This is a genomic window from Burkholderia cepacia ATCC 25416 (genome assembly GCF_001411495.1).
GTDB lineage: Bacteria > Pseudomonadota > Gammaproteobacteria > Burkholderiales > Burkholderiaceae > Burkholderia > Burkholderia cepacia.
In genome coordinates, this window is record NZ_CP012981.1 from 3106361 (window position 1) to 3119087 (window position 12727).

The following is a 12727-nucleotide window of genomic DNA, read 5'->3' on the forward strand; positions in this document are numbered from 1 at the left end:
ATGACCATACCGTTGCTGCGTCGAGTTTATTCCCGCGCCGGGCGCATGAAGCGTAAAAAAATCGCCGGGCCTCCCGCCTGCCGTTACGGCGTGGTGCTCCAGTAACCGGGGCGCGCATACGCGGCGCGCAGGTAGTCGATGAAATAGCGCACGCGCGCCGGCACGTAGCGCTGCTGCGGATAGACCGCGAGGATGTCGTAATCGGGCAGCGCGTATTCGTCGAGCACGGTCTCGAGCTCGCCCGTCTCGAGCTGCGCGGCGATTTCCCACGTCGAGCGCCAGCCCAGCCCGAGCCCCTCGGCCACCCAGCGGTGCAGCAGCTCGCCGTCGTTGCAGTCGAGGTTGCCGGCCACGCGCATCGTCGCGATCTTGCCATGGCGCTGGAAATACCAGCCGCGGTTCTGCCCGCCCTGCAGGTTGAACGCCAGGCAGTTGTGCCTGAGCAGGTCGTCGAGCGACTTCGGCCGGCCGTGCTGGCGGAAATACTCGGGCGTGCCGCACACGACGCGCCGGTTCGACGCGAGCTTCACCGCGACGAAGTTCGGATCGACGGCACCGCCGATCCGGATCGACAGGTCGTAGCCTTCGCGCACGAGATCGACGACGCGGTCGGTCAGGTTGAACGACAGCTGCATCTCGGGCTTGTCGGCCAGAAAGCCCGGCGCGTGCGGCGCGACGTGCTTGCGCCCGAATGCGGCCGGCGCCGACACGATCAGGTGCCCGCTGACCGCGCGCCGCCCGGCGGCCAGTTCGTTCTCGGCCTGGTCCCATTCGGACAGCAGCCCGCGGCAGCGCTCGAGGAACGCCGCGCCCTCCTCGCTGACCACCAGCCGCCGCGTCGAGCGGTACATCAGCTTCACGCCGAGCCGCTTCTCGAGCGCGTCGATGCGCCGCCCGAGCACGACCGGCGACACGCCCTCCTCGAGCGCCGCCGCCGCGAGGCTGCCGGCATCGGCCACGCGCACGAACGTCTCGATCTGCTTGAAGCGATCCATCTCCCGTCTCCGTCTCTGTTCCGGCTCCGGCGGAAAGCCCCGCCCGGCCGTCATTCCATACTTTTAGTTTCGAAAAAAGCGACTTCGGCGGATCTTATCAAACCTTTCCTGCATCCCTAAAGTGTCCCCAACAGACCCATTCGCAAGATCCAACCCATTCAAGGAGACATTCATGGCCAAGATGAGAGCCGTCGACGCAGCTGTGCTCGTGCTCGAGAAGGAAGGCATCCAGACCGCGTTCGGCGTGCCGGGTGCGGCGATCAACCCGTTCTACTCGGCGATGCGCAAGTCCGGCGGCATCAGCCACGTGCTGGCCCGCCACGTCGAAGGCGCGTCGCACATGGCCGAAGGCTTCACGCGTGCGGCCCCGGGCAACATCGGCGTGTGCATCGGCACGTCGGGCCCGGCCGGCACCGACATGATCACCGGTCTCTATTCCGCATCCGCCGACTCGATCCCGATCCTCGCGATCACGGGCCAGGCACCGCGTGCCCGCCTGTACAAGGAAGACTTCCAGGCCGTCGACATCGAATCGATCGCGAAGCCCGTCACCAAGTGGGCCGTCACCGTGCGCGAACCGGCGCTGGTGCCGCGCGTGTTCCAGCAGGCATTCCACCTGATGCGCTCGGGCCGCCCGGGCCCGGTGCTGGTCGACCTGCCGATCGACGTGCAGCTCGCCGAAATCGAGTTCGACATCGACACCTATGAACCGCTGCCGGTCTACAAGCCCGCGGCCACCCGCGCGCAGATCGAGAAGGCGCTCGCAATGCTCAACGACGCGGACAAGCCGCTGATCGTGTCGGGCGGCGGCGTGCTCAACGCGGCGGCGGAAGACCTGCTCGTCCAGTTCGCCGAAACGATCGGCGTGCCGGTGATCCCGACGCTGATGTCGTGGGGCGCGATTCCGGACGACCACCCGCTGATGGCCGGCATGGTCGGCCTGCAGACGTCGCACCGCTACGGCAACGCGACGCTGCTCGCCTCGGACTTCGTGCTGGGCATCGGCAACCGCTGGGCGAACCGTCACACGGGCAGCGTCGAGGTCTATACGAAGGGCCGCAAGTTCGTGCACGTCGACATCGAGCCGACGCAGATCGGCCGCGTGTTCGGCCCGGATCTCGGCATCGTGTCGGACGCCAGGGCCGCGCTGGAACTGTTCGTCGCGGTCGCGCAGGAATGGAAGGCCGCCGGCAAGCTGAAGGATCGCAGCGCATGGGTTGCCGACTGCCAGGCACGCAAGCGCACGCTGCAGCGCAAGACGCACTTCGACAACGTGCCGGTCAAGCCGCAGCGTGTGTACGAAGAGATGAACAAGGTGTTCGGCCGCGATACCTGCTACGTCAGCACGATCGGCCTGTCGCAGATCGCCGCCGCGCAGTTCCTGCACGTGTTCAAGGCACGCAACTGGATCAACTGCGGCCAGGCGGGCCCGCTCGGCTGGACGATCCCCGCCGCGCTCGGCGTGCGTGCCGCCGACCCGAGCCGCCCGATCGTCGCGCTGTCCGGCGACTACGACTTCCAGTTCATGATCGAGGAACTCGCAGCCGGCGCGCAATTCAAGCTGCCGTACGTGCACGTCGTCGTGAACAACTCGTACCTCGGCCTGATCCGTCAGGCGCAGCGTGCGTTCGACATGGACTACTGCGTGCAGCTCGCGTTCGACAACGTGAATGCGCCGGAACTGAACGGCTATGGCGTCGACCACGTGGCCGTCGCGGAAGGCCTCGGCTGCAAGGCGCTGCGCGTGTTCAAGCCGGAAGAGATCGAGCCGGCGCTGCGCCAGGCGCAAACGCTCGCGGAAGAATTCAGCGTGCCGGTGGTCGTCGAAGTGATCCTCGAGCGCGTGACGAACATCTCGATGGGTACCGAAATCGACGCGATCAACGAATTCGAGGATCTCGCCGAAAAGGCCGAGCACGCACCGACCGCGATCTCGATGCTCGACTGAACCGCACGACATTTTTGACTGACCGACCGAAGAGGCTTAGCTCATGCCGAAGTTTGCTGCAAACCTGACCATGCTGTTCAACGAAGTGCCGTTCCTCGACCGCTTCAAGGCGGCCGCCGATGCGGGCTTCGACGCCGTCGAGTTCCTGTTCCCGTACCCGTACGCGAAAGAGGAACTCGCCGAACGGCTCGAGACGCATCGCCTGCGCCTCGTGCTGCACAACCTGCCCGCCGGCAACTGGGACCAGGGCGAGCGCGGCATCGCGTGCCTGCCCGATCGCGTCGGCGAGTTCCAGGAAGGTGTCGGCCGCGCGATCGAGTACGCGAAGGCGCTGAAGGTGCCGCAGCTGAACTGCCTCGTCGGGATTCCGTCGGCGAGCACGGCGCGCGACAAGACTTTCGTCACGATCGTCGACAACCTGCGCTTTGCCGCCGACGCGCTGAAGCGCGAAGGCATCCGCCTGCTCGTCGAGCCGTGCAACAGCTTCGACATCCCGGGTTTCGCGCTGAACCGCTCGTCGGAAGGGCTCGACGTGATCCGCGCGGTCGGCTCGGACAACCTGTTCCTGCAGTACGACATCTATCACATGCAGCGCATGGAAGGCGAACTGGCCGCGACGATCGAACGCAACCTCGCATCGATCGGCCACGTCCAGCTCGCGGACAACCCGGGCCGCAACGAGCCGGGCACGGGCGAGATCAACTACGCATTCCTGTTCGCGCTGCTCGACCGGCTCGGCTATGCCGGCTACGTCGGCTGCGAATACAAGCCCCGCACCACCACGACGGAAGGCCTCGGCTGGCTGCAAAGCGTCGCCGGCTGCGCACCGGGCTCGGCGCGTCGCGCCGCCTGAGATCCGCCCTTTCCGCATACGCCCCTATAGGAGACTTTCACATGGCAACCATCGGTTTCATCGGCCTCGGCATCATGGGCGCGCACATGGCGCGCAACCTGCTCAAGGGTGACCACCAGCTCGTCGTGAACGGCGCGTTCCCGATTCCCGACGACCTGCGCACGAGCGCGAAGGTCGTCGCGAATTCGACCGAAGTCGCACGGAACGCGGACATCATCATCTCGATGGTGCCGGATACGCCGGACGTGCGTGACGTGCTGTTCGCCGACGACGGCGTCGCGAAGGGCCTGACGGCCGGCAAGCTCGTGATCGACATGAGCTCGATCTCGCCGCTCGACACGCAGGAATTCGCGAAGCAGATCAACGCGCTCGGTTGCGACTACCTCGACGCGCCGGTGTCCGGCGGCGAAGTCGGCGCCCGCGAAGCGACGCTGACGATCATGGTCGGCGGCCCGGAGGCGGCATTTGAGCGCGCGAAGCCGCTGTTCGAGAAGATGGGCAAGAACATCACGCTCGTCGGCGACAACGGCGCGGGCCAGACCTGCAAGGTCGCGAACCAGATCATCGTCGCGCTGAACATCGAAGCCGTCGGCGAAGCGCTGTTGTTCGCCGCACGTTCGGGCGCGGATCCGGAGCGCGTGCGCCAGGCGCTGATGGGCGGCTTCGCCGCGTCGCGCATCCTCGAAGTGCACGGCGCGCGGATGACGAAGCGCACGTTCGATCCGGGCTTTCGCATCGAGCTGCACCAGAAGGACCTGAACCTCGCGCTCGACGGCGCACGCAAGCTCGGCCTCGCGCTGCCGCATACCGCGAGCGCGCAGCAGCTGTTCAGCGTGTGCGCATCGCACGGCGGCAAGGCATGGGATCACTCGGCACTCGTGCGCGCGCTCGAGATCATGTCGAACTTCGAGATCGAGAAGACGGCGGGCTGAACGCATGCCGCCTGGCGCGGCTTGCTTCCGATGATGCAGTAACGCGCGGTCCGTCGCGATGACGGACACGCGAATGACACACGCGACCGGCACGGCCGGTCGCATCGATGCGCGAGACACGCGCGCATCACGGTGGGGCGCCCCGCCCTGCACTGCCGACGGCATGCGGGACGGGGCGAAAAACGCCGCTCTGGGCTGAGAGCGGCGTGGTGGGGTCCGCAGCGGCACCCGGCGACGCCGGGGAAGCCTTGGTCGGTCAGACGTCGTCGTCGGGTGTCCGCCTGTCGGATTTCGCGTATTACATTTCTTTACGTTCGAGCGTGCGATTTTTCATGCAATCGTCGCGATGAACGCCTACACTTTCGCCACGCCTTTCGAGAAAACCGCCGCGCTTGCGGTCACTTCCGGTGACCGCGCCCAGCGCGGTGTTTTTTTCGCCACTTCACGGCGCGTTTTCTTTTCAACCACCCAAGGAGTGCAACGATGGGTCTTCTTTCGTTTATCAAAGAGGCGGGTGAAAAACTGCTGGGTCATGCCGACGCGCAAGCAGCGGAAGATCCGAATGCCGCAAACCAGACCGCGGCCGATGCCATCAAGAACTACATCAACACGCAGGGTCTCGATACGTCGAACCTGACCGTGGCGTTCGACGGCGCATCGCGCACCGTGACGCTGTCGGGCAGCGTCGCCGACCTCGACACGAAAGCGAAGGTCAAGGTCGCGGCCGGCAACGTGCAGGGCGTCGCGGGCGTCAACGACGACGATCTGCAACCGGACGATCCGGAAGTGCAGTACCACGACGTGAAGCCGGGCGACACGCTGTCGGCGATCGCCAAGGAAGTATATGGCGACGCGAACAAGTACCCGGCGATCTTCGAGGCGAACAAGCCGATGCTGTCGAGCCCGGACCGGATCTACCCGGGCCAGAAGCTCGTGATTCCGCCGCAGTCCTGAGCATTCGTGCAGCACTGACGCAAAAAAGGCAGGCCGCTCGGCCTGCCTTTTTCATGGGCGACGCGCGCCGTGCAATCGGCGCGTGTCGGTCATCGCGTCATCGAATCACAGCGTATCGAACGCGCGTTGCAATGCGTCGCGATCGTGAATGCCGTTCGCGAGCGCGAGCATCAGCAGCACGCGCGCCTTGAACGGGTGCAGCGAACCCGCGCTCACGAAACCGAGTGCATCGTCGCTCGCGGCGCCGTTGCGCATCACGTGCCCCGACCCGACGCGCGACGCGCGCACCACCGCCACGCCCGCGTTCACCGCCTCGGCGAGCGCCGCCTGCAGCGTCGCATGGATCGAGCCGTTGCCGGTGCCGGCGACGACGAGACCGCGTACGCCGGCCGCGACGAGCGCGTCGACGGCCGTGCGCGTCACGCCCGCGTAGCTCGCAACGACCTCGACCGGCGGCCAGGTTGCCGCGATCGCCAGTTGCGCGTCGCGCGAACGCGTGACGTGGCGCGCGAATTCGACCCGGCCGTCCTGCACCCAGCCGAGTGCACCGAGTTCCGGCGACTGGAACGCGTCGACCGCATAGGTGCTCGTCTTCACCACGTCGCGCGCGCCGTGGATCCGGTTGTTGAACGCGACCAGCACGCCCTGCCCGCGCGCGGACGGATGCGCGGCCACCGTCACCGCATTCAGCAGGTTCAGCGGGCCGTCGGACGACAGCGCGGTCGCCGGCCGCATCGCGGCCGTCAGCACAACGGGCTTGTCGCCCCTGACGACCAGGTGCAGCGCATACGCGGTTTCCTCGAGCGTGTCGGTACCGTGGGTGATCACGATACCGTCGACCGCCGGGTCGGCCATCAGCGCGTCGATCCGCGCGGCGAGCGTGTTCCACAGCGGCAGCGCGAGATCCTTGCTGTCGATGCTGGCGACTTGCTCGGCGTCGATGCGCGCGACGGACGCGAGCGCCGGCACCGCGTCGACCAGGAAATTGACGCCGAGCGCGCCGGCCTGGTAGCCGGCCGTGCTGGCCGCGTCGGGCGCGGCGCCGGCAATCGTGCCGCCGGTGGCGAGCACGGCGATGCGCGGCAGGGCCGCCGCGGACGAAGGGGATGCGGGATTCGGAGTATTCATGGCCGCGATTGTAAAGGCTTGCGGCCGGTATCCGGCAGGTTCCGGCACGGCGGCCGGGGCCGGCCGCCGCACATCATGGTTTGCCCCGATCGTCCGGCCGGGTGCGCCGTCAACGGACGTGGTATCTGCAACGTTATAGGAAGTGCCGTTTTGGTGTTTTCACATTGATTGGCCATAATCGGATCGCCCCGCGCGATGCGGCCCCATGCTCATCGTGCGGTGCGTCGTGACGGCGTCGATAAAACGCAATTCACCCCATGGGAGTGTCGAAATGAAAATCCAATCGCTCGTAGCCGCAGTGCTTCTCGGCGGCATGCTGGCTTCCCCCGCATTCGCGGCGAACAGCCAGCAGGACAAGATGAAGGCCTGCAACACCCAGGCAGCCGGCAAGACGGGCGATGAACGCAAGGCGTTCATGAAGGACTGCCTGTCGGCGAAGCCCGCGAAGGCGATGACGCAGCAGGAAAAGATGAAGGCATGCAACACGCAGGCCACCGGCAAGAAGGGCGACGACCGCAAGGCGTTCATGAAGAGCTGCCTGAGCAATCAGCCGGCAGCCTGAGTTCCGGCGCTCCCGTATCGAATGCCGCGCACCGCTTCGGCGGGCGCGGCATTTTTGTTTTCGTTGCACGCGCATCGACGCGCCCGGCCCCGACCTCTCCCGCCCCGCTTTCCCGGCCCGCCGTGCCGGCGCCGCCACATGGTGCGGCAATTCGCCGCGATTTCTTCTATGATGGCTGCAACGCGGCCCATCCAAGTACAAGAAGCGCCATCGGGCCGCCCTCGAGACGGACGCGCACGCGCGTCAAACGGAGGCATGGATGGCATGGAGACAACACCGCTGGTTCCGCCGCTGGCTGATCGTGATCGTGTTCTGGGCCGTGCCCGTCGCGATCGTCGCCGTCCGCGAGATCCGCGAGGAAATGGCCTACAACAAGGCGGACCTGCAGCTCGCGCTGACCACCTGGCAGCTCACCGATGCGCAGCAGGCCGCCGGCGCCGCCGCGAAGTGCCACGGGGATCCTGACGAGGCGCGCGCGGCCGGCTGCCCGGCCGACGTGCTCGCCGCCAACGCGCCGCGCCAGCAGGCGGCCCGCGACGAATACGTGCTGCGCCGCAATACGCTCGCGGGCTACCTGTGGCATGCGTTCGTCGGCTACTGGGTCGTGCCGGCCGCGTTCCTGTTCGCGTGCGGCGTCGTGATCGCGCTGATCCGCCGCGTGCTGCGCCGCCCGCCGATCAAGCCGCCGGCTCCACCCGTTCCGCCCGTCACGCACTGATGCGCGCCGCAGGCGCCACCCACCGCACGATCGACCGCTGCGCCCGCATGCCGCCCCGCCCCCGGCGGCGCGCGGGCGCCTGATCGTCCGTTGGCACGCCGCGACACCCTCGCGCGATTTGACGCTTTTTGTTGCGCGGACGAAAAGGGGGTGTAATCCATTGTGATATAACTGCCGACGTGATCCGCTCCCTGAGCGAGACTCACTCCGAACGTCATCCGATGGAGAAGAACGATGCAAAAACGGAATCTTGTGCTGAAAGCCGCCGCTGCGCTCATCGTCGGTAGCCTCGCGCTCACCGGTTGCACCACCACCCCGGACAAGCCGGACAACGCCGCGACCAACGCGTCGAAGCGCCAGGCAATCGACTCGAGCGTCGACGCCACGCTGTCGCGCATGTACTCCACGGTCAAGGGTTCGCGGGAACTCGTCGCGAAGTCGCGCGGCGTGCTTGTCTTCCCGGACGTGATCCAGGCCGGCTTCATCGTCGGCGGCCAGTCCGGCAACGGCGCACTGCGCGTCGGCGGCAGCACGGTCGGCTACTACAACACGTCGTCGCTGTCGGTCGGCCTGCAGGCCGGTGCGCAGTCGAAGGCGATCGTGTTCCTGTTCATGACGCAGGAAGCGCTCGACGAATTCCGCGGCTCGGACGGCTGGGCCGCCGGCGCCGGCGCGTCGGTCGCGCTCGTGAAGATGGGCGCGAACGGCGCGGTCGACACGACCACGGCCACCGCACCGGTCCAGGTCGTCGTGCTGACGAACGCGGGCCTGATGGGCGACGTGTCGATCAACGGCACGAAGGTCTCGAAGCTGAAGATCTGACGCTCGCGTGCCGCCCGTGCGCACCGCGCGCGGGCCACGCACAAACGGCGATGTCCTCGCGGGCATCGCCGTTTTTTTTATCCGCGCGCGACGCGCGTCAGGTCGTCGAGTCGATGACCTTGAAGCGCGAGCGTTTCTGTGCGCGGATCACCGACTGGTAGACGTCGACATACTGCTGCGCCATGCGGCGCGACGTGAAGCGCGCCTCGAAGCGCTGCCGCACGCGCGCGCGCGGCAGCAGGTGCAGCCGGTTCACGGCGGCCACCGCGCTGATTTCATCCTCGACGATGAAACCCGACACGCCCTCGTCCACCACTTCGGGCACCGCGCCGCGATTGAACGCGATCACCGGCGTGCCGCACGACATCGCCTCGATCATCACGAGGCCGAACGGCTCCGGCCAGTCGATCGGAAACACCAGCGCATGCGCGCCCGACAGGAACTCGGCCTTCTGGTGATCGGCGATCTCGCCGATGTATTCGACGTGCGGCAACGCGAAAAGCGGCTTGATCTCGCGCTCGAAGTATTCCTGGTCGGCCGCATCGACCTTCGCGGCGATCCTGATCGGCAACCCGCACTGACGGGCGATGCGGATCGCCGTGTCGACGCGCTTTTCCGGCGAGATGCGGCCGAGGAACGCGAGATAGCGCGGCTCGACGGGCTGCGGCATGTACAGCGTATCGGGCAGCCCGTGGTAGACGGTCGTCAGCCATTTCGCCTGCGGCAGCGGCTGGCGCTGCGAGTTCGAAATCGAGATCACCGGCGCCGTGTTGAACGTGTCGAACACCGGTTGCTGCTCGGGCAGGTCGAGCCGGCCGTGCAGCGTCGTCACGTAAGGCGTTTCCTGCCGGTTGAAGACCGAGAACGAGTAGTAATCCATGTGGAAATGAAGCACGTCGAAGTCCTTCGCGCGGCGCGCGACCGTCTCCATCAGCAGCATGTGCGGCGCGACCCGGTCGCGGATCGACGAGTCGAGCCGCAGTGCACGCGGCCAGACCGGCTCGAGCTTCGCCCGCGTCGTCGAATCGCCGCTGGCGAACAGCGTCACGTCATGACCGAGCTCGACGAGCGCCTCGGTGATGTAGGACACGACGCGCTCCGTGCCGCCGTACAGCTTCGGCGGCACCGATTCGGTCAGCGGCGCGATCTGGGCAATTCTCATGGTCCACGTCTCCTGTGTCCTGTCCGTTGCGGCACGGCCGGCGGGCCCTTGCGCTTTCGCGCGCGGCTCGCCCCGATGCAGCGCCCGCCGGATATCTCCTCATTATTCGCGATCCGGTTGCCCGGAACCGCCCGTCTTTCATTTTATGGGTGTTGTTACAGGCAGGATACATTCCGCCTGCCATGCCGATATGGCCCCCGACACGACGATCGCGCCCGAACGCACGCCGCGCCGCCCGTCAGCGCGACGGCCACTTCCATGGCGGCAGGTCGCGCGTGCCCGCGTCGACGAGCCCCGTCGCGCCGAGCTGCTTGTCGAGCACCAGCGATTCGCAGCCGGCCTCGCGCTCGAGCGTCGCGATGAGCCGCGCCGCGTGCGACACGACCAGCACCTGCGAACGCTGCGCCGCCTGCGCGATCAGGCGGCCGAGCGCCGGCAGCAGATCGGGGTGCAGGCTGGTTTCGGGTTCGTTCAGCACCATCAGCGCCGGCGGCCGCGGTGTCAGCAGTGCCGCCGCGAGCAGCAGGTAACGCAGCGTGCCGTCCGACAGCTCGGCCGCCGCGAGCGGCCGCAGCAGCCCCGGCTGGCGCATCAGCACGTCGAAGCGGCCACGGCCGCCCGGATTGTCGATCTCAACCGACGCGCCCGGAAATGCGTCGTCGATCGCCGCATCGAGTGCCGCGCCGTCGCCGATTTCGCGAATCGTCTGCAGCGCGGCGGCCAGATCGGCGCCGTCGTCCGCGAGCACCGGCGTATGGGTGCCGACGTGCGATTGCCGCGCGGGTGCCTGCGCATCGGTGCGGAAATGGTCGTAGAAGCGCCACGAGCGGATCCGTTCGCGCACCGCGATCATTTCCGGCGCACCGGTCGGATCGGCGAACTCGGTCATCATGCTGTCGAAGCTCGCCACCGGCTGCGGAATCGTCTGCCAGACGCCGGTCGCGGTGCGCGCACGGATCTGCGCGCCCTGCCGGTCGACCAGCAGCGTCGACGGACGCAGCACCGCGCCGCCCCAGATGCACTCGCGCTTGACGACCGGATCGAGCGAGAACTGCGAGCGGCTCGGAATCGGCATGCCGAGATCGATCGAATAACCGAAATCGTCGCAGGCGAAACCGAGCTTCAGGCTCACGGGCCCCTTGCGCACCGTACCGGTAACCGGCGCGTCGCCGTCCAGCATCGCCCGCGAGAAGCGCTCGGGGCCGGCCCACAGCGTCGACGGCAACCCGCCTTCGCGCGCGAGGGACGGGATCACCCGCCCCTGTGCAGTGTCGGCGAGCAGTCGCAGCGCGCGGTACACGCTCGACTTGCCGCTGCCGTTCGGCCCCGTGACGACGTTGAGCGCCGCGAGCGGCACGATCAGCTCGCGCAGCGAGCGGTAATTGGCGATGGCAAGCGTTTTCAGCACGGTCATGACGATGGCGGGAGAGCCGCGTTCAGCGGCCTTCGACGGCCTGCGGGTCGGCCGCGGTGTTGGCCGCCGTACTGGCGGCAGGGGCGCGCGCGTGCGGCCGTTCGGGATTCGGCGCATCCGGCGCGGAATCGTGCGGATACAGTTCCATCCGGCTGCGCGGCAGGCATTGCGGATAGCGGTCCTGCAGATAGGCGATCAACCCTTCGCGCACGCGGCAACGCAGGTCCCAGCACGACGACGCGTCGGCCGCGCTGACGAGCGCGCGCAACTGCATCGTGCGCTCCGTCGCGTCGGTCACCTGCAGCACCTGCACGCGGCCGTCCCACTCGGGCGCCGCATGGACGAGCCGCGCGAGCTCCTCGCGCAGCGGTGCGAGCGGCGTACGGTAATCGACCGACAGGTAAACCGTGCCGATGATCTCCGAGCTGCTGCGCGTCCAGTTCGTGAACGGGTTCTCGATGATCCATTGCAGCGGCACGACGAGGCGCCGCTGGTCCCACAGCCGCACCGACACGAACGAACCGGTGATTTCCTCGATGCGCCCCCACTCGCCCTGGATCACGACCACGTCATCGAGCCGGATCGGCTGCGTGAGCGCGATCTGCAGCCCGGCGATCAGGTTGCCGAGCACCGGCCGCGCGGCGATACCGGCGACCAGGCCCGCGACGCCGGCCGACGCCAGCAGGCTCGCGCCCACCTGGCGCACGTTCGGGAACGTCATCAGCGCGGCGCCGGTGCCGATGATCACGATCAGCACCATCACGGTCCGCACGAGCACCTTGGCCTGCGTATGGATGCGCCGCGCCTGGAGGTTGTCGGCCGTATCGATCGGATGCGCCTGGATGATCGCGTCGCCGACGCCCGCCGCGAGCCGCACCAGCAGCCACGTGAGCGACACGATCGAGCCGACCGCGGCCGCGGTGCGCATGCCGCGCACGAACGACATGCCGTCGTCCGCCTGGACCCACACGAACTCGAGCGCCAGCAGCGCCAGCACGACGAGCGACGACTTGTCGATGTAGCGCAGGATCGCGCTCATCAGCGGATACGGCTGCGCGAGGCGCTTGACGATGCGTGCGCCGAGGCGGTGCACGACCGTGACGACCAGCATGACGATGACCGACACGGCCAGCGTGCCGAGCCACGAATGCAGCGGCGCATCGGCGATGCGCTGCAGTTCCTCGATTGAAATCATCGGCGCCCTTGGGTGATGAGGCGTGCATGCCTCGTCCTGGATGC

The 12727-nt window shown here is 67.4% G+C and carries 12 protein-coding genes; 7 read left to right on the forward strand and 5 right to left on the reverse strand.

Annotated features, from left to right (window positions below; all coding sequences use genetic code 11):
* Window positions 1–83: 83 nt before the first annotated feature.
* The gene (locus APZ15_RS14335; protein ID WP_027787190.1) at window positions 84–995 is read right to left on the reverse strand and encodes a substrate binding domain-containing protein; all 912 of its coding nucleotides are present in this window, start codon (window positions 993–995) and stop codon (window positions 84–86) included.
* Window positions 996–1167: 172 nt separating this feature from the next.
* Between APZ15_RS14335 and gcl the strand changes: the two genes are divergently transcribed.
* The 4 genes from gcl to lysM all read left to right on the forward strand — a co-directional run bounded on the left by gcl (window position 1168) and on the right by lysM (window position 5682).
* Window positions 1168–2943, forward strand: a complete 1776-nt coding sequence (gene gcl / locus APZ15_RS14340; protein WP_027787189.1) for a glyoxylate carboligase — start codon at window positions 1168–1170, stop codon at window positions 2941–2943.
* Between the two features lie 43 nt (window positions 2944–2986).
* Complete coding sequence (gene hyi, locus APZ15_RS14345) at window positions 2987–3796, forward strand: hydroxypyruvate isomerase (RefSeq protein ID WP_011657073.1); 810 nt, start codon at window positions 2987–2989, stop codon at window positions 3794–3796.
* A 41-nt stretch (window positions 3797–3837) separates the two neighbouring features.
* Window positions 3838–4728, forward strand: coding sequence for a 2-hydroxy-3-oxopropionate reductase (locus APZ15_RS14350; protein WP_027787188.1), 891 nt, complete (start codon window positions 3838–3840; stop codon window positions 4726–4728).
* Window positions 4729–5211: 483 nt separating this feature from the next.
* Window positions 5212–5682 carry a peptidoglycan-binding protein LysM gene (lysM, locus tag APZ15_RS14355; RefSeq protein WP_021162125.1) on the forward strand — a complete coding sequence of 157 codons (471 nt, stop codon included), beginning with the start codon at window positions 5212–5214 and terminating at the stop codon, window positions 5680–5682.
* Between the two features lie 105 nt (window positions 5683–5787).
* Here lysM and APZ15_RS14360 read toward each other — a convergent pair whose 3' ends face one another.
* The gene (locus APZ15_RS14360) at window positions 5788–6810 is read right to left on the reverse strand and encodes an asparaginase (protein WP_027787187.1); all 1023 of its coding nucleotides are present in this window, start codon (window positions 6808–6810) and stop codon (window positions 5788–5790) included.
* 271 nt (window positions 6811–7081) lie between these two features.
* Here APZ15_RS14360 and APZ15_RS14365 point away from each other — a divergent pair, with 271 nt between their 5' ends.
* The 3 genes from APZ15_RS14365 (at window position 7082) to APZ15_RS14375 (ending at window position 8912) form a co-directional block, all read left to right on the forward strand.
* The gene (locus APZ15_RS14365; protein ID WP_011549641.1) at window positions 7082–7372 is read left to right on the forward strand and encodes a PsiF family protein; all 291 of its coding nucleotides are present in this window, start codon (window positions 7082–7084) and stop codon (window positions 7370–7372) included.
* 259 nt (window positions 7373–7631) lie between these two features.
* A complete protein-coding gene (locus tag APZ15_RS14370) occupies window positions 7632–8090 on the forward strand; it encodes a membrane protein (RefSeq protein WP_027787186.1) in 459 nt (152 codons plus the stop codon).
* Window positions 8091–8324: 234 nt separating this feature from the next.
* The gene (locus APZ15_RS14375; protein WP_011352325.1) at window positions 8325–8912 is read left to right on the forward strand and encodes a BPSL1445 family SYLF domain-containing lipoprotein; all 588 of its coding nucleotides are present in this window, start codon (window positions 8325–8327) and stop codon (window positions 8910–8912) included.
* A gap of 97 nt (window positions 8913–9009) precedes the next feature.
* On the opposite strand, the gene APZ15_RS14380 is transcribed toward APZ15_RS14375, so the two are convergent.
* From APZ15_RS14380 to APZ15_RS14390, 3 genes are all read right to left on the reverse strand, one after another.
* Window positions 9010–10074 carry a glycosyltransferase family 4 protein gene (locus tag APZ15_RS14380; protein ID WP_027787185.1) on the reverse strand — a complete coding sequence of 355 codons (1065 nt, stop codon included), beginning with the start codon at window positions 10072–10074 and terminating at the stop codon, window positions 9010–9012.
* 238 nt (window positions 10075–10312) lie between these two features.
* Entirely contained in the window at window positions 10313–11488 is a 1176-nt protein-coding gene (locus tag APZ15_RS14385) for an AAA family ATPase (protein WP_027787184.1), read from the reverse strand.
* A gap of 22 nt (window positions 11489–11510) precedes the next feature.
* Window positions 11511–12683 (reverse strand): mechanosensitive ion channel family protein, encoded by a 1173-nt coding sequence (locus APZ15_RS14390; protein ID WP_027787183.1) that lies wholly within the window; start codon window positions 12681–12683, stop codon window positions 11511–11513.
* Window positions 12684–12727 lie beyond the last annotated feature (44 nt).

What these genes read in the sequence shown, in the direction of transcription:
- APZ15_RS14350 (WP_027787188.1), top strand. Translation starts at nt 3,838, where the DNA reads ATGGCAACCATCGGTTTCATCGGCCTCGGCATCATGGGCGCGCACATG.
- APZ15_RS14380 (WP_027787185.1), bottom strand. Translation starts at nt 10,074, where the DNA reads ATGAGAATTGCCCAGATCGCGCCGCTGACCGAATCGGTGCCGCCGAAG.
- APZ15_RS14335 (WP_027787190.1), bottom strand. Translation starts at nt 995, where the DNA reads ATGGATCGCTTCAAGCAGATCGAGACGTTCGTGCGCGTGGCCGATGCC.
- APZ15_RS14390 (WP_027787183.1), bottom strand. Translation starts at nt 12,683, where the DNA reads ATGATTTCAATCGAGGAACTGCAGCGCATCGCCGATGCGCCGCTGCAT.
- APZ15_RS14375 (WP_011352325.1), top strand. Translation starts at nt 8,325, where the DNA reads ATGCAAAAACGGAATCTTGTGCTGAAAGCCGCCGCTGCGCTCATCGTC.
- APZ15_RS14385 (WP_027787184.1), bottom strand. Translation starts at nt 11,488, where the DNA reads ATGACCGTGCTGAAAACGCTTGCCATCGCCAATTACCGCTCGCTGCGC.
- APZ15_RS14360 (WP_027787187.1), bottom strand. Translation starts at nt 6,810, where the DNA reads ATGAATACTCCGAATCCCGCATCCCCTTCGTCCGCGGCGGCCCTGCCG.
- APZ15_RS14365 (WP_011549641.1), top strand. Translation starts at nt 7,082, where the DNA reads ATGAAAATCCAATCGCTCGTAGCCGCAGTGCTTCTCGGCGGCATGCTG.
- hyi (WP_011657073.1), top strand. Translation starts at nt 2,987, where the DNA reads ATGCCGAAGTTTGCTGCAAACCTGACCATGCTGTTCAACGAAGTGCCG.
- lysM (WP_021162125.1), top strand. Translation starts at nt 5,212, where the DNA reads ATGGGTCTTCTTTCGTTTATCAAAGAGGCGGGTGAAAAACTGCTGGGT.
- APZ15_RS14370 (WP_027787186.1), top strand. Translation starts at nt 7,632, where the DNA reads ATGGCATGGAGACAACACCGCTGGTTCCGCCGCTGGCTGATCGTGATC.
- gcl (WP_027787189.1), top strand. Translation starts at nt 1,168, where the DNA reads ATGGCCAAGATGAGAGCCGTCGACGCAGCTGTGCTCGTGCTCGAGAAG.